At 69.6% G+C, this 23,081-nt stretch carries 21 protein-coding genes, 3 tRNA genes and 2 pseudogenes; 11 read left to right on the top strand and 15 right to left on the bottom strand.

Annotated elements, in window-relative coordinates:
- Positions 1-223: 223 nt before the first annotated feature.
- The 4 genes from ACLZOT_RS37370 to ACLZOT_RS37355 form a co-directional block, all read right to left on the bottom strand.
- Positions 224-297: transfer RNA gene (locus ACLZOT_RS37370), tRNA-Phe, on the bottom strand.
- Positions 298-323: 26 nt separating this feature from the next.
- Positions 324-398 (bottom strand) — tRNA-Asp (locus ACLZOT_RS37365).
- A gap of 36 nt (positions 399-434) precedes the next feature.
- Positions 435-507: transfer RNA gene (locus ACLZOT_RS37360), tRNA-Glu, on the bottom strand.
- A gap of 81 nt (positions 508-588) precedes the next feature.
- On the bottom strand, positions 589-2,067 hold the full coding sequence (locus tag ACLZOT_RS37355) for a metallophosphoesterase family protein (RefSeq protein ID WP_416973694.1): 1,479 nt from the start codon (positions 2,065-2,067) through the stop codon (positions 589-591).
- A 23-nt stretch (positions 2,068-2,090) separates the two neighbouring features.
- On the opposite strand from ACLZOT_RS37355, the gene ACLZOT_RS37350 reads away from it, so the two are divergent.
- The 6 genes and pseudogenes from ACLZOT_RS37350 to ACLZOT_RS37325 all read left to right on the top strand — a co-directional run bounded on the left by ACLZOT_RS37350 (position 2,091) and on the right by ACLZOT_RS37325 (position 7,120).
- Positions 2,091-2,441: a metallopeptidase family protein gene (locus ACLZOT_RS37350; RefSeq protein ID WP_416973602.1), complete on the top strand. Its 351-nt coding sequence runs from the start codon at positions 2,091-2,093 to the stop codon at positions 2,439-2,441.
- A gap of 74 nt (positions 2,442-2,515) precedes the next feature.
- Positions 2,516-2,992 carry a hypothetical protein gene (locus ACLZOT_RS37345; protein WP_416973601.1) on the top strand — a complete coding sequence of 159 codons (477 nt, stop codon included), beginning with the start codon at positions 2,516-2,518 and terminating at the stop codon, positions 2,990-2,992.
- Positions 2,993-3,193: 201 nt separating this feature from the next.
- Positions 3,194-5,278, top strand: coding sequence for a DEAD/DEAH box helicase (locus tag ACLZOT_RS37340; protein WP_416973600.1), 2,085 nt, complete (start codon positions 3,194-3,196; stop codon positions 5,276-5,278).
- Between the two features lie 185 nt (positions 5,279-5,463).
- A pseudogene (locus ACLZOT_RS37335) lies at positions 5,464-5,769 on the top strand (transcriptional regulator); the annotation flags it as partial.
- Entirely contained in the window at positions 5,766-6,311 is a 546-nt protein-coding gene (locus tag ACLZOT_RS37330; RefSeq protein ID WP_416973599.1) for a flavoprotein, read from the top strand. The pseudogene ACLZOT_RS37335 and the gene ACLZOT_RS37330, both read left to right, overlap by 4 nt.
- A 251-nt stretch (positions 6,312-6,562) precedes the next feature.
- The gene (locus tag ACLZOT_RS37325) at positions 6,563-7,120 is read left to right on the top strand and encodes a DUF4232 domain-containing protein (RefSeq protein WP_416973598.1); all 558 of its coding nucleotides are present in this window, start codon (positions 6,563-6,565) and stop codon (positions 7,118-7,120) included.
- A 705-nt stretch (positions 7,121-7,825) separates the two neighbouring features.
- On the opposite strand, the gene ACLZOT_RS37320 is transcribed toward ACLZOT_RS37325, so the two are convergent.
- The gene (locus tag ACLZOT_RS37320) at positions 7,826-8,794 is read right to left on the bottom strand and encodes an Lrp/AsnC family transcriptional regulator (protein ID WP_416973597.1); all 969 of its coding nucleotides are present in this window, start codon (positions 8,792-8,794) and stop codon (positions 7,826-7,828) included.
- A 145-nt stretch (positions 8,795-8,939) separates the two neighbouring features.
- On the opposite strand from ACLZOT_RS37320, the gene ACLZOT_RS37315 reads away from it, so the two are divergent.
- Complete coding sequence (locus ACLZOT_RS37315; RefSeq protein ID WP_416973596.1) at positions 8,940-10,559, top strand: amidohydrolase; 1,620 nt, start codon at positions 8,940-8,942, stop codon at positions 10,557-10,559.
- A 280-nt stretch (positions 10,560-10,839) separates the two neighbouring features.
- Positions 10,840-11,205: pseudogene (locus tag ACLZOT_RS37310) on the top strand (DUF5937 family protein); the annotation flags it as partial.
- A gap of 439 nt (positions 11,206-11,644) precedes the next feature.
- Here the strand turns inward: ACLZOT_RS37310 and ACLZOT_RS37305 are convergent.
- The 3 genes from ACLZOT_RS37305 to ACLZOT_RS37295 form a co-directional block, all read right to left on the bottom strand.
- Complete coding sequence (locus tag ACLZOT_RS37305; protein WP_416973595.1) at positions 11,645-11,995, bottom strand: YybH family protein; 351 nt, start codon at positions 11,993-11,995, stop codon at positions 11,645-11,647.
- A 335-nt stretch (positions 11,996-12,330) separates the two neighbouring features.
- Positions 12,331-12,681, bottom strand: coding sequence for a YybH family protein (locus tag ACLZOT_RS37300; RefSeq protein ID WP_416973594.1), 351 nt, complete (start codon positions 12,679-12,681; stop codon positions 12,331-12,333).
- 191 nt (positions 12,682-12,872) lie between these two features.
- Positions 12,873-13,685, bottom strand: coding sequence for an MBL fold metallo-hydrolase (locus tag ACLZOT_RS37295; protein ID WP_416973593.1), 813 nt, complete (start codon positions 13,683-13,685; stop codon positions 12,873-12,875).
- A gap of 91 nt (positions 13,686-13,776) precedes the next feature.
- Between ACLZOT_RS37295 and ACLZOT_RS37290 the strand changes: the two genes are divergently transcribed.
- Positions 13,777-14,151: a winged helix-turn-helix transcriptional regulator gene (locus tag ACLZOT_RS37290; protein ID WP_416973592.1), complete on the top strand. Its 375-nt coding sequence runs from the start codon at positions 13,777-13,779 to the stop codon at positions 14,149-14,151.
- A gap of 645 nt (positions 14,152-14,796) precedes the next feature.
- Here the strand turns inward: ACLZOT_RS37290 and ACLZOT_RS37285 are convergent.
- The 7 genes from ACLZOT_RS37285 to ACLZOT_RS37255 form a co-directional block, all read right to left on the bottom strand.
- On the bottom strand, positions 14,797-15,840 hold the full coding sequence (locus ACLZOT_RS37285) for a serine hydrolase domain-containing protein (RefSeq protein ID WP_416973693.1): 1,044 nt from the start codon (positions 15,838-15,840) through the stop codon (positions 14,797-14,799).
- Between the two features lie 119 nt (positions 15,841-15,959).
- Positions 15,960-17,075 carry a glycosyltransferase family 4 protein gene (locus tag ACLZOT_RS37280; protein WP_416973591.1) on the bottom strand — a complete coding sequence of 372 codons (1,116 nt, stop codon included), beginning with the start codon at positions 17,073-17,075 and terminating at the stop codon, positions 15,960-15,962.
- The gene (locus ACLZOT_RS37275; RefSeq protein ID WP_416973590.1) at positions 17,072-17,608 is read right to left on the bottom strand and encodes a dCTP deaminase domain-containing protein; all 537 of its coding nucleotides are present in this window, start codon (positions 17,606-17,608) and stop codon (positions 17,072-17,074) included. Before ACLZOT_RS37275 ends, ACLZOT_RS37280 begins: the two co-directional genes overlap by 4 nt.
- A complete protein-coding gene (dcd, locus tag ACLZOT_RS37270) occupies positions 17,605-18,144 on the bottom strand; it encodes a dCTP deaminase (protein ID WP_416973589.1) in 540 nt (179 codons plus the stop codon). The genes ACLZOT_RS37275 and dcd overlap by 4 nt, the downstream gene beginning before the upstream one ends.
- A complete protein-coding gene (locus ACLZOT_RS37265) occupies positions 18,141-19,337 on the bottom strand; it encodes a metallophosphoesterase (protein ID WP_416973588.1) in 1,197 nt (398 codons plus the stop codon). The genes dcd and ACLZOT_RS37265 overlap by 4 nt, the downstream gene beginning before the upstream one ends.
- On the bottom strand, positions 19,334-20,617 hold the full coding sequence (locus ACLZOT_RS37260; protein ID WP_416973692.1) for a UDP-N-acetylglucosamine 1-carboxyvinyltransferase: 1,284 nt from the start codon (positions 20,615-20,617) through the stop codon (positions 19,334-19,336). Before ACLZOT_RS37260 ends, ACLZOT_RS37265 begins: the two co-directional genes overlap by 4 nt.
- A 39-nt stretch (positions 20,618-20,656) precedes the next feature.
- Positions 20,657-21,088 (bottom strand): ATP-binding protein, encoded by a 432-nt coding sequence (locus ACLZOT_RS37255; protein WP_416973587.1) that lies wholly within the window; start codon positions 21,086-21,088, stop codon positions 20,657-20,659.
- A gap of 176 nt (positions 21,089-21,264) precedes the next feature.
- Here ACLZOT_RS37255 and ACLZOT_RS37250 point away from each other — a divergent pair, with 176 nt between their 5' ends.
- Both ACLZOT_RS37250 and ACLZOT_RS37245 read left to right on the top strand, forming a co-directional pair.
- Positions 21,265-22,536: a helix-turn-helix domain-containing protein gene (locus tag ACLZOT_RS37250; protein WP_416973586.1), complete on the top strand. Its 1,272-nt coding sequence runs from the start codon at positions 21,265-21,267 to the stop codon at positions 22,534-22,536.
- Entirely contained in the window at positions 22,533-23,072 is a 540-nt protein-coding gene (locus tag ACLZOT_RS37245; protein ID WP_416973585.1) for a flavoprotein, read from the top strand. Before ACLZOT_RS37250 ends, ACLZOT_RS37245 begins: the two co-directional genes overlap by 4 nt.
- Positions 23,073-23,081: the final 9 nt, after the last annotated feature.

Genomic DNA, 23,081 nt, shown 5'->3' with positions numbered 1-23,081 from the left:
GGGCGCGTGCTGGAGCGGGGGTACAGGCTGCGGCGGAGCCGCGATCAGGCGGGGCCAGGCGGTCGCTCGTACCGGCTGAGCTACCCGGCCGAGGAGGTCCACGAGGGGAACTCCAGCGGTCCTGACGGGATTTGCTGTGTCTGATTGCGGCTCCGCCGCGGGCGCGGCCTTCGGGTGTGGGTGCGACAACAAGGCCCCGATCCGGGGATCGGGGCCTGTGCTGTGGCTGGGGCCGGGGTCGAACCGGCGACCTACCGCTTTTCAGGCGGTCGCTCGTACCAACTGAGCTACCCAGCCGAGGAGGTCCACGAGGGGAACTCCAGCGGTCCTGACGGGATTTGAACCCGCGGCCTCCACCTTGACAGGGTGGCGAGCACTCCAAACTGCTCCACAGGACCTTGCGTTGTGCGAACAGTGTCGCACAGGGTGTTGCGTGCCCCCAACGGGATTCGAACCCGTGCTACCGCCTTGAAAGGGCGGCGTCCTAGGCCGCTAGACGATGAGGGCTATCGGCCCGCCTGGGCGCTTTGTCAGCGCGTCGGGGACGTCTGAAGCATAGGGGACGGCGGCGGGTATCGCCAAAACGGATTACGGGGTGGGGGACGAGGGGGAGGGGGAGGGGGGTGTGGCGGGCTTGTTCTCGGGGGCGAGGTGGCGGCTGACCTCCGCTGTTGTTTCGCCGAGGCCGCCGAGTCTGATCTCGTCCCACGCCTGGAGGCGGCGGCTGTCGCGGTCGAAGTAGAGGATCGACGCCTCGATGGGATCGGGGGTCTTGCCCTCGACGGCGCGCAGGCCACTGCCTCCCGTGGAGCCCTCGACGCGCAGCCGGGTGCCCTTCTTCATGACCTCGGTCTCCCGGTGGTGGAGGTGCCCGGCGAGGACGAGAGGGACGGTCCCGTCGACCTGCCGCGCGGCGGCGGGTTCGTGGACGACGGCGACGTCGGCCGGCGGCCCGAGCCGCAGCGCCCCCGCGAGCCGCCGCCCGGCGGCCTCCTGGACGCCCTTCTCGCGGGGCGCCGTCCGGTCGGGCGTGTACTCGGGGTCCCCCATGCCGGCGAACCGCAGCCCCGCGAGGGTGACCGCACGCCCGTTGTCGAGGACGTGCACGCCCCGCATCCGCTCCAGGTACCGCTGGGTGCCGAGGGAGTCGTGGTTGCCGCGGACCCAGACGTACGGCGCCCCGAGGTCGGGGATCGCGTCGAGGAAGGCGTTCTCGGCGGCCGACCCGTGGTCCATGGTGTCGCCGGAGTCGACGATGACGCCGACGTCGTACTGCTCGACGAGCGAGGCGACGATCTTCCAGCTCGCGGGGTTGAGGTGGATGTCGGAGACGTGCAGGACGCGGACGGTCGTGGGGTCGGGCCGGTACGCGGGGAGCGTCGAGGTGACGTCGTACAGCTTGGTCACGTTCGTCACGAGGCGGGCCAGTTCCTGCTGGTAGACGTCGAAGTCGGTGACGATGCCGCGGGCGTCGCCGACGAGGGAGGGGGCGGAGGACAGGAGCCCGGAGTAGCGGGGTTCGAGGACCGACTCGGGGTCGAAGGTGGCGTACGCGGTGGCGCCGGAGGCGGTCAGCAGGGACAGGGCGAGGCCGCCGGCCAGCAGGGCCCGGCGCGGGCGGCGGTAGACCGCGAGGCCCAGCGCCGTGGCCCCGGTGACGACGGCCGCGCAGGAGCGTACGGCGAGGTCGAGGGCGCCGTGGGAGACGTCGCCGGCGATCTCGTCCTGGAGGCCGGAGATCCGCTCGGGGTGGTCGACGAGGGCCTGGGAGCGGACGGGGTCGAGCTGGTCGACGTTGACGTCGAGGCGGACGGGCGCGGTGTGGGTGTCGAGGGAGAGGGCGCCCAGCGGGGAGACGTTGATCTTCGTGCCGCCGGTGAGGGACGGGCGCAGCGTCATCGTCGTGTCCATCGGGCCCACCGACGTACGGACGTTCCCGACGACCAGCAGGCCCAGCCAGGCGCCCGCGAGGACCACGGCGACCATGCCGAGGGCGCCGCGCCAGCGGGTCAGGGAGTCCTGGAGTCGGGCCATTGGTGCCGTATGCCCGGGGGCGTGTGCGGATATGTGCCGTGCCGGAGAATGGGGGTGTGCTGGAGATGACGCGCGAGGAGTTCGAGGAGCTGGTCGCCGAGTCGCTCGACCGGATCCCCCCGGAGCTGACGCGGCTCATGGACAACGTGGCGGTGTTCGTCGAGGACGAACCACCCGCGGACGACCCGGAGTTGCTCGGGCTGTACGAGGGGACGCCGCTGACCGACCGGGGGGAGTGGTACGCGGGCGTCCTGCCCGACCGGATCACGATCTACCGGGGGCCGACGCTGCGGATGTGCGAGACGCGGGAGGAGGTCGTCGCGGAGACGGAGGTGACGGTCGTGCACGAGATCGCGCACCACTTCGGCATCGACGACGAGCGGCTGCACGCGCTGGGGTACGGGTGAGGCGCCCGCGCGTGTCTTCTTACCGGCGGCGGGAGTTGAGGGGATGACTTCCCACTCCTCACCCGGAGGCTCCCGTGCGCTCCTGTTCCCTCTCCGTCCGGCTGGCCGCCTCGCTGCTGGCCGTCGCCGCCGCCTCGGGCTGCATGAGTGTCGGGGACGACGGTGAGGGCGCGGGCGCCGCGAAGCCGTCCCGGTCGGCGGGCGAGCGGGGCGGCGCGGCGCCGGACGGCGGGAAGGCGGGGTCGGGCCGGTACGTGAACGGCTCGCCGCACGAGAGCGGCGACGCCAAGGGCGGGCACGACGGCACCGCCGCCCCCTCCGCGACGCCGTCCGCGTCGGTCCCGGCCCCCTCCGCGACGCCGTCCGCGCCCGCCCCGAGGCCGGGGAAGCCGGGTCCTGGCAAGCCGACGCCGACCCGGTCGGCCGTACCGGAGCCGCCGCAGCAGTCGCCGGAGCCGTCCCCGGTGGAACCGTCGCCGTCGGTGCCCGCGCCGGAGCCGTCTCCGGTGGAGCCGTCGCCGTCCGCTCAGGACCCGGCATCCGGGGGCTGACCTGCGGGATTTGCCTAGTGGGGGGTGAGGTGCGTATGGTGGTAGATCGTTTGATCCCATTTGCCCGGCGCCAACGCAGAGCGCGCCGTGTGGCGCGTAATCCTTTCTAGCCGTGGCGGACCGCATAGAGGCGGTCGTATTGCAGAAATCACGGAGTTGACGGGCGCGTGCCGACGAGACTCCGGAAGGTTTCGCATACGCATGTCCATTTCCAGTTCTGATCAGGTCGCCGAGTCGGTCGTCGTCGAGTCCGAGGAGATCGCCGAGGCCGTCGAGGCCGCCGTCTCCGAAGAGGCTCCCGAGACCACCTTCGCCGACCTCGGTCTCCCCGAGGGTGTCGTGCGCAAGCTCGCGCAGAACGGCGTCACGACCCCCTTCCCGATCCAGGCCGCGACCATCCCGGACGCGCTCGACGGCAAGGACATCCTCGGCCGCGGCCGCACCGGCTCCGGCAAGACCCTCTCCTTCGGCCTCCCGACGCTCGCGCGCCTGGCCGGCGGCCGCACGGAGAAGAAGCGCCCCCGCGCCGTCATCCTCACCCCGACCCGCGAGCTCGCGATGCAGGTCGCGGACGCGCTCCAGCCGTACGGCGACGTCGTCGGCCTGAAGATGAAGGTCGTCTGCGGCGGTACGTCGATGGGCAACCAGATCTACGCCCTGGAGCGCGGCGTCGACATCCTCGTCGCCACCCCGGGCCGCCTGCGCGACATCATCAACCGCGGCGCCTGCTCCCTGGAGGACGTCGAGGTCGCCGTCCTCGACGAGGCCGACCAGATGTCCGACCTGGGCTTCCTGCCCGAGGTCACCGAGCTCCTCGACCAGGTCCCGGCGGGCGGCCAGCGCATGCTGTTCTCCGCGACGATGGAGAACGAGATCTCCACCCTGGTCAAGCGCTACCTCGTCGACCCCGTCTCGCACGAGGTGGACGCGGCGCAGGGCGCGGTGACGACCATGTCGCACCACATCCTCATCGTGAAGCCCAAGGACAAGGCGCCGGTCACCGCCGCGATCGCCTCCCGCAAGGGCCGCACGATCATCTTCGTCCGCACCCAGCTCGGCGCCGACCGCGTCGCCGAGCAGCTGCGCGAGTCCGGCGTGAAGGCCGACGCGCTGCACGGCGGCATGACCCAGGGCGCCCGTACGCGCACCCTGGCCGACTTCAAGGACGGGTACGTCAACGTCCTGGTCGCCACCGACGTCGCCGCGCGCGGCATCCACGTCGACGGCATCGACCTCGTCCTGAACGTCGACCCCGCCGGAGATCACAAGGACTACCTGCACCGGGCCGGCCGTACCGCTCGCGCGGGCCGCACCGGCACGGTCGTATCGCTCTCCCTGCCGCACCAGCGGCGCCAGATCTTCCGGCTCATGGAGGACGCGGGCGTCGACGCCGGGCGGCACATCATCCAGGGCGGGTCGGCGTTCGAGCCCGAGGTCGCCGAGATCACCGGCGCGCGGTCGATGACCGAGGTGCAGGCCGAGTCCGCCGGGAACGCCGCCCAGCAGGCCGAGCGTGAAGTGGCCCAGCTCACCAAGCAGTTGGAGCGGGCGCAGAAGCGTGCCGCCGAGCTGCGGGACGAGGCCGACCGCCTCGTCGCGCGCGTCGCCCGTGACCGTGGCGAGGACCCCGAGGCCGCTGTCGCCGAGGCGCAGGAGCAGGCCGTCGCCGAGGTCGCGGCCGCCGTCGAGGAGGCCGCTGCCGCGGAGGCGCGTGAGGCGCGTCGGGACCGTGACCGGGACGATCGGGGCGGGCGTGGCTTCGAGCGCCGTGAGGGCGGTTTCAACCGTGACCGCCGCGATGACCGTCCGTTCAACCGTGACCGGCGTGACGACCGCGGTGGCCGGGGTTTCGAGCGCCGTGACGGTGAGCGTGGTGGCTTCGAGCGTCGGGACAACGACCGTGGCGGCTTCGAGCGCCGTGAGGGCGGTTTCAACCGTGACCGGCGTGACGACCGTCCGTTCAACCGTGACCGGCGTGACGACCGCGGTGGGCGTGGGTTCGAGCGTCGTGACGGTGAGCGTGGTGGGTTCGAGCGCCGCGACAACAACGACCGCGGTGGGTTCGAGCGCCGTGAGGGCGGCTTCCGCCGCGACCGCGACGACCGCTCCGGTCACCGTGGCAGCGACCGCCCCTTCAACCGTGACCGCCGCGACGACCGTCCGGGCTTCCGCGCCGGCGGCCACGACCGTCCGTACGGCCGCCGTGACGACCACCGGGGTTCGGGCACGGGTTCGTCCTCGTCCTTCCGCCGCGACGACAAGCCGCGCTGGAAGCGCAACGGCTGAGACTGAGTGATCCTGGAGGGCCCTCTGCTTCGGCAGGGGGCCTTCTGCCGTTCCGGCGACGCGAACCGACAGCCAATGGATTGAGGAGTCCTGGTCAGGCCGTGTCGGACGGTGGCGAACGGCGGGCGCCGATCCGAGTCCCTCAGGTCAGACAAATCGAAGCTGCCGCTCTATCCATTGCGTGCCTCAGCGCGGCCGTCTCCTTCGGCGACGCCGGCATCGCGCTGGAAACCGCATGGCCACTCGTGCGGCACCACATTCCCGTCCCAGAGCGCCGGGCCGCGCTCTGGGTGGAGACCGCCCACGCCTACAGTCAGCAGGGCCGACTCGCCGACGGCTACCAGGCCCTGCGCATCGCCGAGAGCTGTGCGGCCCAGGACGTCCGCCGCCCGGCCGTACGCGAACTGGTCGCCGACATGGCGGCCCGCGATCGCTGCCGTGCCCTGCCCGAACTGCACCACTTCAGTCGCCAACTGGGAGTGCCCGCGTGAGTGACCAGCCCGACAAGCCGTTCCTCCAGATCGTCGTCTGCGCGGCCGGGGTGGCCGCCGACGTCGGCAAACTGATCACCGCAGCGCAGGAACAGCATTGGGACGTCGGTGTCGTCGCCACCCCGCAGGGGCTCGGCTTCCTCGACGTGGAGGCGATCGAGGCGCAGACCGGTCACCCCATCCGCTCGGCCTGGCGGACACCGGACCAACCACGCCCGACCCGCCCCGCGGACGCGATCGCGGTCGCCCCGGCCAGCTTCGACACCGTCAACAAGTGGGCCGCCGGGATCTCCGACAACCTCGCCCTGGGCATCCTGTGCGAAGCACCCGCGATGGGCGTACCGGTGGCTGTGCTGCCGTACCTGAACTCCGCCCAGGCCGCTCACCCCGCATACCGGCAGAGCCTGGAACGGCTGCGCGAGATGGGCGTTCTGATCGGGTCGTTCGAGCCTCATCGGCCGAAGGCGGGGGGCGGGGCCGACCGGTATCACTGGGAGGAAGCGCTGGAGCTGCTCGCCCCGAGGCTGTCCGCGAGGTCGTGATCAGCGCCGCCTCACTTGCGGCGGTTGCGAGGCGGGGCGGAGGCTGCCGTGTGATCCTCGGTATCCGGACGCTGGGCCGCGCTTCTGTCTGCCCTGGTGGCCATCCGCACGGGTGCACCCTGTCGTCACCGTTCTGTCACAAGCGGTCGCCCCACGGAACGCCGCCGCTCCCCCGCCCTGTCTGCACTCACGTACCGCGGGGCGACAACCGACCGAAACCCGCGGACGATTCGACTCAGGGGGACGACAACATGCGGCACAGCAACGGCATTCGCAGGGCGGCTCTGGCGACGACGGCGGTCACGGCCCTCGCGGCGGCGGTGACCGGCGTCCTGCCCGGCACCGCCATGGCGGCGAGCACCGCCACCCCGCCGCCCGCCTGCGCGGCCTCGGCCCTCCAGGTCAGCGCCCGGCAGGCCGCCCACCCGCCCGTCGGGACCGGGACCGGGGCGGCGGTCGTGCAGTTCACCAACGTCTCCAAGAAGACGTGCGTCCTGAAGGGCCATCCGACGGTCGCGGGCGCCGGCAAGGGTTCCCAGACCACCCCGCTCAAGGTCACCGCCACCGGCAAGGCGTCCACCGTGACGCTCCGGCCGCGCGGCAAGGCATGGGTGAAGCTGACGTTCGTCCAGGTCCAGGGGGAGGGCGACGGCTACTGCAAGTCGGGCAAGAAGCCGTCGGTGTTCCAGAAGATGGTCATCGGCCTGCCGCGCTCCGGGAAGCACCAGGTCGCCCTGGACGACGGGTGGTGGGCCGAGTGCGACAACAAGGTGACCGCCACCCCGGTCACGTCGGTCAAGCCTTCCTGACCCCGCCGCCCTCACAGCCCCGGAAACGAGCCAGCGCCCGGGTCGGCCGAAGCCGACCCGGGCGCTGCCACCCGTAGGCCCTGTCGGACTCGAACCGACAACCAATGGATTAAAAGTCCTGGCCAAAGCTTGCTGGGTCGTTCCGGACGCTGGTTCGGTGTCCGGAACCACCAGGTCAGAGGAGTGCAGCCTTACGGCCAGTCCACGCCGACACGGCCTCTGCCGTGTCGTCCGCTCACGCATCGCTCACGCACAGTGGGCCGCCGAGCGGCAGCCCACACAGCGATTACGGCTTGGGACGTGCCATGACCGCAGGCTACCGATCACTTATGAATACGACCCCGGCTAGGGCGATGCCCCCGAGGGCAGTTGCCGACAGCCGCAGCTTCCACGTGACAGGGTGACTGATCGCCCGTTGCGCCACAGTCCAGTATCGATACGCAAGGTGGCCTGCGGCATCAAGGAGGACAGCGACACCTCCCGCCAGGCGGGGACTGCGTCCACCATGCCACCGTCGGGCAGAACGCCCAAACCAGCATGATCGCCATCCAGACCCGCGACGGTATCGACGGCTCGGAGGACGTCGATACAGGCGTCAGTGCCAACGGCCCGCTGCGAGGTCTCTGACGTGGATCCCTAGCTGGAAGTGGCCGATCGGGCGGTGAATTCACACCCACTCCGTATGCGTGGCCGTCGTTACTTTCGTCAGTGTCGTATCAGGCCCGTGCGTTTGACGGTCGCCAGCAGCGGGGTGGTGTCGATGGCGGTGACCGCTTCCAAGGGGCCGACGGCCTTGGTGAGGAAGGTGTACAGGGCGTCGAGGTTCGCGGCGGCGACGGCGACGACCAGGTTGGCGAGCCCGGTGGTGGCGGCGCAGAACCGGACGTGCGGGTGGGCGCTCAGGGGCCGCGCGGCCTCCTGCAGCGCACCCGGCCGCACCGAGATCCACAGCAGTGCCTCGGTCTGCGCGCCGAGCAGTGCGAGATCCATCTCGGTGGCCAGGCGCAGCGCCTGGCTCTCCAGGAGGGCTTCGAGCCGTCGGCGGGCCGTGAGCGCGGTGGTGCCGGCGCGGCGGGCCAGGTCCGTGTAGGTGGCCCGGCCGTCCTCGGTCAGCCCGGCGATCAGCGCGGTGTCGACGTCGACAGGCGCGTACGACGGTGCCGAGGCCGTCGGTTGCGCGGGGTCGGGGACGAGTTCGGCCAGTTCTGCGGGGGAGAGGAGGCCGGCGGTCCAGCGGAAGGCGGTGGGGAAGACACGCAGCAAGGTGTGGGCGGTCCAGGAGCCGACGGCGTCGGTGGCGGGCAGATCGCGCAACAGCAGGTTGTTGCGCGCTTCGGGACCTTCCAGGAAGAAGATCGTGGAGATCTCGTCGCCGCCGCCGAGGATGTCCACCCAGACGGTGTCGGGGCGGCGGGCCAGCGCCTGGGCGACCTGCCGGATCTTGTTGGGGCGGCAGCGGATGCGCAGGGCGACGGGGATCAGGTGCGGGAAGCGGGCCGGGTTGCGTACCACGGTCGCGCGCAGGGTGCCGTCGGCGTACAGCAGGGCGACCCGGCGTACGACGGTGCGCTCGGACAGCCCCAGACAGCGGGCCACCTCACGCCAGGAGGCACGCGGCGCGGCGACCAGGGCCGCCGCGATCCGCCGATCGGTTTCATCGAGCACCTGTCGCATGATCCGCATGCTAGGCCCAGGTGCTGGCGTACTTTCTGCGCATGAGCCATCAGCTTGGCGGTGAATTCCCGCATCCCTCCTACAACGGTCTCGTCACCGAACGACACGTTCGGGATCCGGCACGTGCGAGATGAGGGAGAAGACGATGACTGATCACGGAGCCGACCTGCTGATCCGCGCCGGGGCGGTGCACACCCTGGTGCCCGGTCAGGCGGTGCAGCGGGCAGTGGCCGTGCGCGGCGACCGTATCGCGGCCGTGTCCGCCGCCCCGAACGGTCTCGATCACCTGGTGAGCGCGGAGACACAGGTCCATGACCTGCCCGGTGCCACCGTACTGCCGGCCTTCGACGACACCCACACCCACCTGATCTTCGCAGCGCTCGGTGCCCATGACGTCCCCGTGCACCAGGCCCGCAACATCCCCGAGTTCCTCGACCTGATCCGGCAGCGGGCCGCCGTCACCCCCGAGGGCGAGTGGATCCGCACCACCACCAACTGGCAGGAACTCAACCTGGCCGAGCGCCGCATGCCCACCGCGGCCGAACTCGACCAAGCCACCGACCGGCACCCGGTCCTCGTCAAGCGCGGCGGCCACAACGACGTCGTCAACCACTACGCGCTGCGGCTGGCGGGCATCACCGAGGACACCCCCGCACCGCCGGGCGGCACCGTCGGCCGCGGCGCCGACGGCAAGCTCGACGGCCGGCTGATCGACAACGCCCTGCACCTGGTGGAGCACCTGGTCCCGGCCCCGGAGCGGGCCGAGCGCATCGACGGACTGCGCCTGGCCACCCGCGACTACGCCGCCACCGGCATCGGGACCGTACGCGACTGCGCGGTCACCCCCGAGGACTACGCGGTGCTGCTGGCCGCTCGCGAGGCGGGGGCGCTCAGCATCCGGGTGCGGGCGCTGATCTCGGCGCTCGGGCTGACCAGCGCCGCCCAGGTGGAGGATCTGCTCGACGTGATGGAGGAGTGGCGTGACACATCCGACCCGTGGCTGTCGGTGTGGGGTGTGAAGTTCGGCCTCGACGGCGGTCTGGAGGCGGGGGCCACCGAGGAGCCTTACGCCTGCGACCACGCCTTCTCCGGGATGCTGGTCTGGGAGCCGGACGCGCTGGTCGAGGCCGTCGAGGCTGTGGTCCGGCGCGGCCGGCGAGTCGGCACCCACGCCTACGGCGACCGCGCGGTGCGCACCCTGCTGGACGTCTACGAGCGCGTCCTCAAGCGCAACCCTGGGCTGCCCGCCGGCACGCTGGTGATGGAGCACGGCGGCCTGGCAGGACCCGAACAGCAGGCCCGCGCCGTCGCGTTGGGCATCCCGGTCACCATCCAGCAGCCGCTGCTGCACGACACCGCCGAGGTCGGGGAAGGCTTCTGGGGACCCGAACGCGTCGCCCGGCTGTTCCCCGCCCGCGGCTGGATCGACCTGGGCGCCGAGGTCAGCGCCGGATCCGACTTCCCCGTCGGCCGGTTCGGCGCGATGCGCTCCGTCTGGGGCATGACCACCCGGCAGACCGTCATCGGGGTCAAGGGCCCCGAGCACGCCATCACCTACGACGAAGCCCTCACCCTGCACACCGCGGGCGCCGCCCGCCTGACCGGCGAGGCGCACCTGCGCGGCACCCTCACTCCGGGCCGCCTCGCCGACCTCACCGTCTGGGACCAGGATCCCGCCCACTGCACGGGCGACGCGCTGCGTGATCTCCGCCCCACGCACACCTTCGTCGGCGGCCTCCTCGTCACCCCGACCGGCACGCGGTAATCAGTCCACTGAGCCGTGACTGGCTCTGTCCTGGTGGCATGAGCGGCCGTTTGAGATGGACCTCTCGGCGGCGGGGCGTGCAGAAAACCTTGTTGAAAACCCAGGGTGTGGATCTTCGACGAGGAGCACAAGCCCGCTGGTCAGACGTAGTGCAACGCTCACAACCTCGGGGTGGCCCGCGGTGAGAACGACGCACAGGTCATCGTCAGTCACCATCGCCGACCACCGTCTCGCGCGGCACGCTCCCTGCGGGGACGCCGGACGGCGAGGATGACGAGTCATGACGATCGTGTTCCGGGTGCCTGCCGGTGGTGCGGAGCGGGTGGGGTTCGCCTACTCGCCGGCCATGGAGGCCGTACTGAGTCTTCATGTGCTGGTGGAGCCCAAGCACCACCCCGTCCAGCACGGCTGGGTACGCGCGATGCGCAAGCTGTCGCCGGCGCTGAAGCGGGAGATCGAGGCGTTCTCCTACCCGGTGCGCTCGTACTTTCCCGAGTTCCTCTTTCCGCGGCCGACCGGTGGGCTGGCGGACTTCGGCAGCGAGCTGGCCGGCCTGCGCACGGCGGACCCGGAGCTGGTGCGGCTGGAGTTCGCCGTCCCCCTGCTTTCGCCGTGGCCGGGCGGCGGCGAGGGCAGGGATCCCCAGGCCCGGGCAGTTGCGCATCGGCGTCCCGCCTGGTTCCGAGGCCGAACAACCGGCAGTCGCGCCGGAGTCCACCCGGTGACTGGCCCCCTGCTGTCCTCCAGCCGGCCCCGATTCCGGACGGCCCACCGTGAGCGAGGCTCGCCGCACCAGTCGTGAGCCGTCCACACTGACCCCGACTTCCGCGCCGCCGCCTTTTCTTGTGCCCGCCTGGACTTCGCCGGCACCGGCCTGTTCACTGCCGGCAGCGGAGCTTTCACCGCACAATGCCACGTCGAAGACCTGCTCACCCTCCCCAGTCGACTGCGTCCGGACCGCAGCGGATCATGGCCGTGTCGCCGACGCCGGACAGCAGGCGGCGGCCGCATCGGGAAGGTCGATGCGGCCGCCGCCTGCTGTGACGGGGTTCCGTCGCCCGACGGTGGTGCCGGGATGACGAGAATCAGATGCCGTAGGGGTTTTCGATGATGTAGACCCAGTCTCCCTCGCTCGTCCTCTTCATCACCTCGACCGACTTTCCTTCCAGGGTGCCGTCCTCGCTCGTGATCCGCCAGGGCACCTGGACCATCGCCAGGTCGCCGTTCTGGTGGACCGACGCGGCTCCCATCTCGAAGGTGCCGGGCGCGGCGAGGTAGGGCTTCAGCGCTTCCTTGATGTCTTCTCTGCCGTAGACGGGCTCCTGTCCCGGTCCGGGTACGAACATGGCGTCTTCGGCGAACAGGGAACCCAGGCCGTCGAGGTCCTTGTCCTTGAGGTACTGGGCGAAGCGCTCGTGTACGACTTCCGGCTTCATGGTCTTTCCTTTTCTTTTCGGTTCTTCGTTGTGGAGGAGCGGGTCGACTACAGGCCGATCCGTGTGTGCCGTTGGCCGGTGGTGGGCGGCGTCAGCCCCAGAAGCTGCTGGGTGCTGTGGTGCGCGCTGGGGATCTTGTCCGGCACGGTGGCGAGGTCTGAAGGAGCGGGCCGGTGGCACCGGGTGGGGTGTCAGCGGGTGTGTGGGTCGGGCAGGGTGAGGGGTGGGCCCGGGGTGGGCCTGTGCGGCGGGGGGCCGTATCGAGAACGTCGATACGGCCGTTGCTGCCGTGGCGGGGTTTTGTTGCCCGACGGTTATGCGGGGATGACGAGAATTCAGACGCCGTAGGGGTTGTCGATGATGTAGAGCCAGTCCCCCTCGCTCGTCCTCCTCATCACCTCGACCGCCTTTCCTTCCACGACGCCGTCCTCGCTCGTGATCCGCCAGGACGGCTGGACCATCGCCAGGTCGCCGTTCTGGTGGACCGACGTGGCCACCACTTCCATGGTGCTGGGGGAGGCGAGGTAGGGCTTCAGCGCTTCCTTGATGCTTTCCCTGCCGTAGACCGGTTCCTGTCCCGGTCCCGGTACGAACATGGCGTCTTCGGCGAACAGGGAACCCAGTCCGTCGAGGTCCCGGTCCTTGAGGTACTGGGCGAAGCGCTCGTGCACGACTTCCGGCTTCATGGTCTTTCCTCTTCTTTTCGGTTCTTCGTTGCGGACGGGCGGGTCGGCTACAGGCCGATCCATGTGAGCCATTGGCCGGTGGTGCGCGGCGTCAGCCCCACAAGCTGCTGGGCGCTGTCGTGCGCGCTGAGGACCTTGTCCGGCACGGTGGCGAGGTCTGAAGGAGCGGGCCGGTGGCACCGGGTGGGGTGTCAGCGGGTGTGCGGGGCCGGCAGGGTGACGGGCTCGCCCGGGGCGGGCCAGTGCAGCGGGACGCCGGCGGCGTCGAAGGTCTGCTGGACGTGGCCGCGGTCTTCGGTGTAGTGCGCCCAGCCCTCGGCGTGCACGGCCACCACGAGGGGGTCGCCGAGCAGGCGGCGGGCCTCGACGGCCTGGACCGCGGTCAGCGACAGCCGTACGTCACCGAATGCCTCGAAGCCGGCCGCGCCCAGGTGCAGCAGCGCCACGTCGATGCGGTACCGGCCGGCCAGGGCGCTCATCGCGTCCAGGTCGACGGTGTCGCCGGAGACGTACACCGTCGGTGCCGAGCCGTCGTCGGTGTGCAGGAGGAAGCCGGTGACGGGACCGGTGAGGTCCTCGGTGCCGACGGGACCGTGGCGGGCGGGGACCGCGGTGATGTTCAGCGGCGTACGGCCCGGCTTGGACAGGGTCCGGGTCTGCCAGGGCTCCAGGCCGACGGCGCCGCCCCCGAGATCGGCGGCGCCGGCGATGGTGGTGAACACCTGCGAGGCAGCGGAGGCCACCGTACGCCCGGTGGTGTCGAGGTTGTCCAGATGCCCGGTGTGGCTGACCACGACGGCGTCGAGAGCGGGCAGTTGCGAGGGCTTCAGCGCCGGGTCAGCGGTCTTGCGCACCGGAACCGGGCCGTCCTGGTACTCGGTGCCGGCGGCGTCGAAGGTCGGGTCGGTCAGCAGCGTCCAGCCGGCCAGGTGGATCAGCGCGGTGGGACCGCCGAGCACCGTCACGGTGTTCACGGCGCGGGTCACGGCGTCGTCGGTTGCCACGGGTTACTCCTTGACGATCAGGGGTTGGTCCCCTCACTCTGACTGAGTTACTTTCTTGAAGGAAGTACATACCTTTAGGTGAGGTGAGCACGTGCAGGAAAGCACGCGAGGCAACGTCCGTAATCCGGCCTGCCCCGGCAGGCAGCTGTTCGACCTGGTCACCGCCCGGTGGGCCGCCCTGGTCCTGGTGGATCTCATGGAGGGCCCGCAACGCTGGTCCGAGCTGCGCCGACGGGCCGGCGGCGTCAGCGACAAAATGCTCGCGCAGACCCTGCGCGACCTCGAAACCGGCGGGCTGATCACCCGCACCGTGCACGCCGACCGCCCACCGACGGTGCTGTACGCCCTGACCGATCTCGCCCGGGGCGTCACCTCAGCACTGCAACACCTCCAGGACTGGGCCGAACAACACACCAGCGACTACGCCCACCACCTAGGCACCCACACCACCGAACCGAATCCCTGAAAAGGCCACCGCAGTGCTCGCTTCTGCGGCCAACCGCTGTGGGATCACCTATCGAAGGCCGAACAATCCGTGGGAGTCGTCACCGGCCGGCATGATGGAACGTCATCTGCTTTCAGCCGAACACGTCATACTGACCGCGTGGAAGCGGTGGCCCACATCGAAAGAATGCGCTGTGAAGCACCGTAGGCACGCCCTGCAAGAGCATGCCGGTCTGGTAACTGCCGCGCTCAGGAAGGAAGCACTGCGTCTCGATGGCCCCGAATGCGACGAAGCGCTGAAGCGCCTGGCCAAGATGCTGATCACAATTGCTGAGCGCTAATCCGACGGTCACTTGGACTCTTCCGCCGACAAACGAGTTGGAAGGGCTTACGCCCGTTCGACACCGTGAAGGATGGCACTCACTCTGATGGTGAGCGGCATCGTCGCCGTCACAGCGGGCGCAGCGGTGGCGGGACTTCCCGATGACGCTGCCACCGTAGCGGTACCTGCTCTTGCGGGCTTGGTGATGTGGCGGGTCAACAAACGCCATGGCGGACCAGAGACCGGGGACGCGTTCGATCTTTTCCGGCCACGATGACGGCCGACTCCTGGTCACAGCAGCAGTTGGAGTTGTCTTCGAGCCGACGGCGAAGAGCCGCTATCTCATCAGCTGAAGGTGAGTTCGCAGAAGGCGTTGCGGATCTCGGTGAGGGGCTGGCGGTCGCGGGTGTAGAAGAGCTTGTTGGTCAGCAGTACGGCCCAGCGCCCCTGGCCAGGTGAGATCCACATGCCCGTTCCGGTGAAGCCGTAGTGCACCCAGACATCCTGGGTCGGCTCGGTTCCGGGAGCTGGGTGCCAGAACAGGCCGCGTACGGGCTCCAGTTCACCGGTCTGAATCGTCAGCGACTCAGCCACCCAGGCCGGCCCAAAGCCGACCTGCTCCGGTGCAGAGGTGCCGCCCAGCATGTGACGCAGGAAAGCGGCGAGGTCGTCGAGGACGGTGAAGGCGCCGGCGATGCCGCACACACCGCCCAGGAGCCGCGCGGAGAAGTCGTGGGCGACGCCTTTGAGGTGAGCGCCGGTGTCCTGGTCGAACTCGGTCGGTGCGCACCTCGCGGCGGTCTCGGAGGGCAGCAGCCCGAACCGGGTGGTGTTCATACCGAGCGGCTGCCAGATCCGCTCCGTGGCGAGTTGATCGAGGCGTTGGCCCGAGAGGTGTTCGGCGAGGTAGCCGAGGATGAGGGCGGCCCGGTCGGTGTACTCGACGGCCTCTCCGGGCTGGCGGTGCAGTGCTTCCCTCAGTACGCCGTCGCGGATGTCCTGCGGGTCGGTGCCGTAGAGGTTTCTGAGTTGCGCCCGCAGAGGGACACCCGCCGTGTGGGTCAGCAACTGGCGTGCGGTCACCGATCCGAGGGCGTGGTCTTCGACCTCGGGCCAGAAGGTACCGAGGGGAGAGTCGAGGTCGAGCTTGCCTTCTTCCCAGAGGGAGCCGATGGAGGACCACACTGCGAGGATCTTGGTGAGGCTGGCGGCGTCGAAGACGGTGTCGGGCCGCATCGGTACATCCGGCTGCGCGGGGGCGAGGACCCCTGTGGTGCCGTGGACGTGAGTTCCAGCAGCGTCTCCGACGGCCCATACAGCGCCGGGGTAGACCTTGTCGTGGACGCCTTCGCTCAGGAGTTGTTCGATGCGGTCGGTGCGGTACGTCATGGTCTCCCTGTTCGCAGTGGGCATCCCGCCGGTCAGCGTAGTGACGCGGGTGGGATGAGTGGAGGAACGGCGTGCGGGGCTGCCCTTGCCTCTCCGGACAGCTCGGTTTCCGTACCTGCTCAGGAGAGTTGGCGGCCGAGGTCGAGCAGAGCTTGTGCGGCACGCGACAACGGATACCGAGCAGCGTTCGCGTAACCCGCCTGCCGCAGCGCGGACAGCAGGCCGGGTGAGGTTCGGAGCCGGTCCAGATCGCGGGCGAGAGCAGCCGAGTTGGTGAAATCGGTGGCGACGCCGGAGGCAGCGAGGGTCTCGTTGAGGCCGGGTACGGGTTGGTAGAGGACGGGCAGTCCACAGGCTTGGGCCTCCAGCGCGACCAGGCCCATGGCCTCCAGAGTGGTGGACGGCATGACCAGCACGTCGTGTTCGGCGAACACCTTCCACAGTTGTGGACGGCGTAGCCAGCCGAGGTAGCGGGGCCGCATGCCAGCCCGGTGGAACAACGGTGCCAGGGCGTGGAATTGGGCCTGGGGTGCGGCGATGCTCAGCTCGACACCCGGCACGGGCGCCAGGCTTTTGATCAGTGCCTCGGCCCCCTTCTCCGATGTCAACCGTCCCGCGTACAACAGCCGTAGATGGCTGGTGGCAGTGCGGGGTGGCCGGGGTGGCGGGTCAGTGAGCAGGTGATCGGGGATACCCCAGGAGATCCGGGTGATCTTCCGGCGGCCGGTCTGCGGGGCGAGCTTGAGGAGGCGGTCGGCCATTGCTCCCGTCGGTACGACGATCGCGTCGGCGGCTCTGGCGGTCTCGCGCAGGACGCGGAGTTGATCGCGGTGGGCCTCGGCGAAGATCAGATCGGTGCCGTGGACCAGAGCGATGCGGGGATGCAGGGGCAGGGCTCGGATCAGCGCGGGACTGGCTCCGAAGGTGAGGTGCTGGAGGTGCAGGACGCTGATCTGCGCTGGGTCGATCGCGGCTGAGAGTGCCTTGCGCAGGGCTGCGATGTAACGGCCGAATGCCGGGCCTTCCAAGCACTTCCCGGCGACGGGAAGCAGGTCGAGCCCGGCCGGGAGGTGGTGTCTAACGTTGGGCGGGCCCAGCATGAACGCGTGTGCCGGGACCAAAGGGCGGTCTCCAGTGTAGAGATCGAGGAAGAGTTCGACGCTGCCACCCGGACTTCCGGCGGGTAGGTCCAGCAGGGTGGCGGCCAGCGGCCCGGTGGCCGGATGGGGACTCACAGGGCTCCTCCGCGGATCTCTTCGTAGAGGCGGGAGATGTCGATGCCCTCCGTGGTCGCGTACTTGGAGAGCTGCTGTTGATAGCTGGCCGGAGTGCCGTAGGCCGTGAGGAAGACGAGCTTGCCGAACGTCATCCCCGGATAGACCCGAACGGGCTTGGCTGCGCGGATCTCCAACGTCCAGCGGATGGCGTGGCCTTGGTGGCCGAGCGGAGCGGAGACGTGGACCCAGATACCAAGTGCGCCGATGGTGCGGTCGCCGTTGAGCATCTGCGCGTACGTCTCCGAGCCGGTCTGCTCCAGCGTGATGCCGAGGTAGAGCACCCCCGGCCGCAACACCAGACCCGTTGCGGGGATGGTCTGTTCGATGAACGTGGTGGGAGCGGCGGCATCCAGGTCACCGGCACACATGCGGAGCCTGTCTCCGAGTCGCCAGTCATAGGCGTTCGGGGAAAGACGGGCGGGGTCGTACGGGTCGATCGTGATCTCACCGGCCTGGAGGGCAGCACTGATCGCGGGGCCGGTGAGGATCACGAGGCGACCGGCTTCAACGGGGTGACATCCCGCCAGTACTCGGACGGCTGCGGGCCTGTGGCGACCTGGTACTTGCCTTGATACGGGGCGATTTCACCGGTGGAGACGAAGAACATGATCTGCGCGATCTTCATCCCGGCGTACACCCGCAACGGACGGACCGGCGAGAGCATCAGCGTCCACTGGCCGTGGAAGCCGATGTCGCCGATGGGGGCGGTGATCTCGACGAAGAGGCCGAGCCTGCCGACCGAGGACCGACCGAACAGCAGCGGCACGAAGGAGTCGGAGCCGACTTGTTCGAGGGTGTGCCCGAGGTACAACTCGCCGGGCTGGAGCACGTATCCGTCCGTTCCAATCTCCCACTCACGCGTGAGGTTCGGGCGGTAGGAGTCGATCACCGTGTCGGCGTAGGTCAGCAGGGTGGGGCCGAGGCGGACGTTGTAGCTGTTCGGGTTGACCTGTTCCAGCTCGAAGGGGTCGATGGTCAGACGACCGTCGCGGGCAGCTGCGGTGATCTCGGGTCCGGTGAGGATCACTGCTCGCCTCCCGCAGCAGTAACGGCGCGTTGTACGGCTTGGCCAAGTCGCAGCCCAGCTTGGCGCGTTCGTCCGCCCAAGTGGCTGTCGGCGAGGTAGTCGGTCGTCAGTACGCTGCTCACCACCAACGGAAGTGGCATAGGGGCGATGACCAACGGGCCTACATGTTCGGCGAGTTGCCTGAAGAGCTGAGCGCGGTCATCTGGAAGAGCGGCGTGGACGAGGTGGTTGTCGAAGGGCTCGACGGCCAACAGGTCGCCGAGGGTGAGCACTTCGCCGAGCGGTACGGATCGGAGGGCGGTCTCGTTGAGAATCACCGCATCCACGCCGAGGCCGTGACGGAGTCGTGCGGCGATCTCTCGCAGCAGACGACGGCGATCCAACTCCCCATTGCGATAAGGCTCATTCACGGTTCCGAGCGAACTCGCCAGCTTGCGGCCGACGAAGGAAATCTCCTCCTGCACCGTGGCAAGCTCTTCGGGAACTCCGGATGCTCTTGGGAAAGTGCACGTACGCGCGGTCCAGCCGCTGCCGACAGGTTCCGCGGCGGCGTAGCCGATGCCGAGTTCACGCCCCTTGACGATCAGCGTGTCACCGATGTGCACCGGGCCATAGGTGTCGCTGTGGCAGTGACCGGCAAAGATGACGTCCACCAACGGGCAGGCGGCAGCCAGCTTCAGGTCCTCCTCGAAGCCGGAGTGGGACAACACGACCCACGCGTCGGCTCGGTGGTGGTTCTCCAGCATCACTTCGCGCAGAGCGTGAGCCGGGTCGGTGACGTGATGGCCCTTGCGGTCGCGGGTGGGGATCGTGTGGAACGCCTGAGGACCGATCACCGCCGTGATGGCGACCCGTTGGCCGCCGACCCGCTTGATGCGCACGCGGTCGAAGAGCGGTTTGCCGTTGGCGTCGGAGGCGTTGGCGCACACGGTCATCTCGTGCAGCCCTGGCTCGAAGTAGTGCGACCAGCCGTGATTCCCCGGCGCGAGCAGGTCGTACAGGCCGGTGAGAATCTCGCGCTCGATCCGGCCCTTGCCGAAGCGGTAGTAGCCGCTCCCTTCGAAGAAGTCGCCGCAGTCCACGATCAGGCTCTCGGTCCTGGCGGTGTGGAGGTGGGTGAGCATCGGCGTGACCGTGTCGAGGGCCGAGTGGACGTCGGTCGTGGCGATGATCTTCCGTAACCGTCGGCTCACGGGGTGACCTCGCAGATGTCGGCACCGAGGGCGTGCAGTTTGGTGGGCAGGTCGGCGTGTCCGCGCCGGAGTTGGTCGAGGCCGCCCAGCGTGGTGACACCGCGCGCGGTGAGGCCGGCGATGAGCAGGGCGGAGCCCGTGCGGATGTCGGTGGCCTCCACTCCGGTCCCGGTCAGCTGCTGCGGGCCGGTGAGGCGGCACTTGGTGGGTGACAGGTCGTGGATCTCGGCGCCGAGACGGGCGAATTGGGGCAGGAGGTTGCCGTGGCGGCCGGGGTTGATGGTGTCGGAGAAGAGATGAGTGCCAGGGCGGGTGAGGGCCAAGGCCATCAAGGACGGTTCGAAGTCGGCGTCCAGACCGCCGGGGGCGAGGGAGGCCACGGCTCGTAGCGGCCGACTGGTGGGCCGGGTGTCGTGGGCGTGGACGGTCAGAACGTCGTCTTCGACGCTGGTCGGCACGCCGAGCCTTCGCAGGGCGCCGATCAGGGGTACGACGTCGTCGCCGCGTACACCGCGGATACGTGCGTCGCCGCCCGTCACCGCGACGGCACAGGCCAGCGTGCCGGCTTCGATCTTGTCGCCAGGCACCTTCCAGGCGATGGTCTCCGTGGGGGCGGTCGGGGGCGGCGCGAGCGAGAGAAGGGACCCGTCGGCCCGGCACTGCCATCCAGTCGTCCGTAACGCCTCTACGACACTGAGCACTTCCGGCGAGAGGTTGGGCCTGCTCAGCCTCAGCGGTCGTCCGGCCACGACGGCGCGTAGAACGGCGGCGATGGTCGCACCTCGGGAACGGAAGGGCAGCATGATCGAGACCGTTCCGGTCCGAGCGGCGGCTGCTTCCACGAGGTAGCCCCGGTCGTCGACGGTCGCGCGGTCACCGAAGCGCTCGTAGACCGTGAAGTGCTGCTCCATACCACGCTCCCCGATCCGGCATCCGCCCGGCCAGGGGAGTCGGGCCTGTCCGTATGCACCGAGCAGTGCCGGCACGAGGTAGTACGAGGCTCGGATACGCGCGGCGGTCTCTGGGTCGGGCCCCGATTTCGGCCTGTCGCTGGGCAGGATGGCCACGGTGTGCGGATCGGAGACGGGGCGGGCTGTGTGCCAGCCGGACTGCTGGAGCAGGGTGAGCATCGTTTCGACGTCGGTGTTCGCTGGGACGTTGCCCAGGTGCACCGGCCGGTGCAGGGCCGCGGCGGCGGCCAGCAGGGGCAGGGCCGCGTTCTTGGACCCGTCGACTGTCACGGAACCGGCGAGAGGGGTCCCTGGCCGGATGGCGACCACTTCGGCGGCGACCGGGGGAATCCTTACGGCTGTCAACCGTCAACTCCTTTGCGGGGGAAGGCATCGTGAGGGCTGTTCCGGACCACTGACCTTGAACTCGGCCCAGCACCGCTTGCCGGAAGGCAGCAGATCGATCCCGTGGCGATCCGCGAGGGCGGCGACGATGAACAGGCCGCGTCCGCCCTCCTCTTCCCCATCCGGCAGTCCGGCCTGTGGAGCCTGGGAGCTGGCGTCGGTCACCTCGATCAGCAGGCGTTCGTCGTACAAGCGGGCGCCGGCCGAAATAGGACCGTGGCCCGCGTGCCGTACCGCGTTGGCGAGCAACTCGGCGGCGACCAGTTCCGCCGTCTCCAGAAGTTCCTGATCGAGGGAGGCGTCCCAGTCTCGTATCCCGATCGCGAGCCGCCGACGCGCCGAACTGGCGGCAGCAGCGGTGCCGTGAACGGGAAAGTGGATCTGATGCGCTTCCATGAGCGGCCTCCTGGATCGGTGTGGCAGCTCCACGCAACCGCTTCGGAGGCAAGGGGGGCCACGCCGTGTGCCGTCGCCGCATCACTTATGCAGGAGCTGCATCACGTCCAATCGCCGCTCGGTTACGCTCGGTTGAGCAGGCAGGATCGGCGGCGGCAGAAAGGGCCGTGGCACAGATGGCCGAGGCACAGAGTGAGGCGAGACGGATCGGCGAAGTGATCCGTCAGGCACGCGTGTTACAGCGACGCTCGCAGACGGACGTTGCCGCCGCTCTGGGGTACCACCAGTCGAAAGTGAGCCGCCTGGAGAGCGGCAGAGGCACCGAAGACGTGCGCACGCTGCGCGAGATCGCGCGGGTGCTGAGCATTCCACCGCACCGTCTCGGTCTCGTCTCCTCCTCCGATGCCAGCCCCGCCGATCCCGGAACAGAGGACATGTACCGCCGTACCTTCCTGGCCGCGAGCGTCGCGGCTCTCGCGGCTCCGTCGTCGTCCACCGCCGCACATCACGACCTGGTGCAGGTTCTGCTGCCAGGTACGAGCCCTGCTGCCCCCGAGCAGGCCCTGAGCATCGACGAACTGCGGGACCGGACACAGGACGTACGCCGGATGTTCTGTACGTGCGAGTACACGGACCTGGAGCGGACGCTGCCGGGTCTGATCACCGATCTGCGCCATGCCGTCGGCGGCTCGTCCGGCTCGGCGGAGGCGTCCGGGTTGCTGGCCACCGCGTACCAGACGTCGGTGAGTCTGCTGCTGAAGCGAGCTGATCAGGGCAACGCCTGGCTCGCGGCCGGTCGGGCCATGGCCGAGGCGGAGCGGTCAGGTGATCCCGTTGTCCTGGCCGCCAGTGTCCGTGTTCACGCCCACGTCCTCGTGCGCGAGAAGCACACCGCCCAGGCGGTGAACATGGTCCGCCACACCGCCGACCAGCTCACCGGTTCCTACGATCAGCGCTCACCCCGATACCTGGCAGCGGTCGGCCTGCTGCTGCTCCGTGGGGCGACCGCCGCCAGCAGAAACGGGGACCGTGCCACCACCCAGGACTTCCTCGTCGAGGCCAAGGAAGTCGCCCGCTACGTCGCCTTCGACCGGCCCGACGCCTGGGCGAACTTCAGCCCCACCAACGTCGCTCTGCACGAGATCAGCGCGGCCGTCTCCTTCGGCGACGCCGGCATCGCGCTGGAAACCGCGCGGCCACTCATGCGGCACCACATTCCCGTCCCCGAGCGCCGGGCCGCGCTCTGGGTGGAGACCGCCCACGCCTACAGTCAGCAGGGCAGACTCGCCGACGGCTACCAGGCCCTGCGCATCGCCGAGAGCTGTGCGGCCCAGGACATCCGCCGACCGGCCGTACGCGAACTGGTCGCCGACATGGCGGCCCGCGACCGCCGCCGGGCCCTGCCCGAACTGCACCACTTCAGCCGCCAACTGGGAGTGCCCGCGTGAGTGACCAGCCCGACAAGCCGTTCCTCCAGATCATTGTCTGCGCGGCCGGGGTAGCCGCCGACGTCGGCAAACTGATCACCGCAGCGCAGGAACGGCACTGGGACGTCGGTGTCGTCGCCACCCCGCAGGGGCTCGGCTTCCTCGATGTGGAGGCGGTCGAAGCGCAGACCGGTCTCCCTATCCGCTCGGCCTGGCGAACCCCGGGCCAACCACGCCCGACCCGCCCCGCGGACGCGATCGCGGTCGCCCCGGCCACCTTCAACACCGTCAACAAGTGGGCCGCCGGGATCGCCGACAACCTCGCCCTGGGCATCCTGTGCGAAGCACCCGCGATGGAGGTGCCAGTGGCTGTGCTGCCGTACCTGAACTCCGCCCAGGCCGCCCACCCCGCGTACCGGCAGAACCTGGGACAGCTGCGCGAGATGGGCGTCCTGATCGGGTCGTACGAGCCTCATCGGCCGAAGGCCGGCGGCGGCGCGAACCGCTTCCCCTGGGAGGAAGCCTTGGACCTGCTTGAACCTCGGCTCGCTCGGTAACCGCAGCCG

The organism is Streptomyces sp. 4F14 (assembly GCF_048159485.1).
Classification (GTDB): Bacteria; Actinomycetota; Actinomycetes; order Streptomycetales; family Streptomycetaceae; genus Streptomyces.
The sequence above is the reverse complement of the archived record's forward strand: the minus strand, read 5'-3'. Positions and strand labels throughout refer to the sequence as shown.

Excerpts from the sequence above, each read along its gene's own strand:
- ACLZOT_RS37340 (WP_416973600.1), top strand. The coding sequence starts at position 3,194 with ATGTCCATTTCCAGTTCTGATCAGGTCGCCGAGTCGGTCGTCGTCGAG.
- ACLZOT_RS37325 (WP_416973598.1), top strand. The coding sequence starts at position 6,563 with ATGCGGCACAGCAACGGCATTCGCAGGGCGGCTCTGGCGACGACGGCG.
- ACLZOT_RS37320 (WP_416973597.1), bottom strand. The coding sequence starts at position 8,794 with ATGCGACAGGTGCTCGATGAAACCGATCGGCGGATCGCGGCGGCCCTG.
- ACLZOT_RS37315 (WP_416973596.1), top strand. The coding sequence starts at position 8,940 with ATGACTGATCACGGAGCCGACCTGCTGATCCGCGCCGGGGCGGTGCAC.
- ACLZOT_RS37305 (WP_416973595.1), bottom strand. The coding sequence starts at position 11,995 with ATGAAGCCGGAAGTCGTACACGAGCGCTTCGCCCAGTACCTCAAGGAC.
- ACLZOT_RS37300 (WP_416973594.1), bottom strand. The coding sequence starts at position 12,681 with ATGAAGCCGGAAGTCGTGCACGAGCGCTTCGCCCAGTACCTCAAGGAC.
- ACLZOT_RS37285 (WP_416973693.1), bottom strand. The coding sequence starts at position 15,840 with ATGACGTACCGCACCGACCGCATCGAACAACTCCTGAGCGAAGGCGTC.
- ACLZOT_RS37255 (WP_416973587.1), bottom strand. The coding sequence starts at position 21,088 with ATGGAAGCGCATCAGATCCACTTTCCCGTTCACGGCACCGCTGCTGCC.
- ACLZOT_RS37250 (WP_416973586.1), top strand. The coding sequence starts at position 21,265 with ATGGCCGAGGCACAGAGTGAGGCGAGACGGATCGGCGAAGTGATCCGT.